The 777-nt window shown below is 46.7% G+C and carries 1 protein-coding gene; it reads right to left on the bottom strand.

The window, feature by feature from the left end; genetic code table 11:
- A partial coding sequence (locus tag ACFC20_RS17595; protein WP_375194115.1) for a portal protein occupies positions 1-777 on the bottom strand: 777 nt, incomplete at both ends.

Below are 777 nucleotides of genomic sequence, written 5' to 3'. Positions count from 1 at the left end.
GCGTTGAGTCGAGTAAGCCGGGCCAGTAGTAACAACAACATCATACTTAGCAACGTTCAGATCATTGATAGTTACCCACTCGTTTGTTTGCTCATCAAGGATCTGCTCATTCAGCTTAACGAAGTCTTCAGTTTCATCAGAGAACTTCAAACGGACTACACGCTCTGTGTCGTAAATCTTAGGTATCATTTCAACCATGATCTTACCAACACGGCGAATAGCTTTAGTCAGGTTATCAATAAAGGCAAACGAACCTCGATCACCCTGGCGCTGTCTTGCTACGATTGCCCGGCCTGAAGTTTCATTTCCCATTGCACCAAGTGAAGCGTCATACATGCCAAGCGTGGCTTTAATCTTCTCGCTTGAGTTCATTCCTAGAGTTATTTCAGCGGCAGGGATAGCGGCAGGCTGCTCACGGCGTGGACCAGGGTCGCCTTGGTATTGTGGAACGTAGGTTAACACTGAACGGTTAACAGTGTTGGCCGTTTCCCATTGGTGTTCGTAACCTTCAGTGTGACCTTCAGAACCGATAAATGGCGCTTTAGGCGCAAGAGCAACGGCTTCAGTTGCGGCACTATCCCAATAATTAGCCATTCGTTGAGCATCTTTGCTATGGCGAATAATAGAACGAAAAATGATTTTCTTCTTAATAACCAATGCCTTACCCCAAACCGGAACAACCGGAATAGTTGAGCATGGCAATTCAACAGGACCTTCAAGCACCCGGGAGCTATTGCCGGGGCGGTCATAAATCCCTAGTATTTGCAGCCATTCTAT

This window comes from Marinobacter sp., assembly GCF_041984545.1.
GTDB lineage: Bacteria > Pseudomonadota > Gammaproteobacteria > Pseudomonadales > Oleiphilaceae > Marinobacter.
The sequence above is the reverse complement of the archived record's forward strand: the minus strand, read 5'-3'. Positions and strand labels throughout refer to the sequence as shown.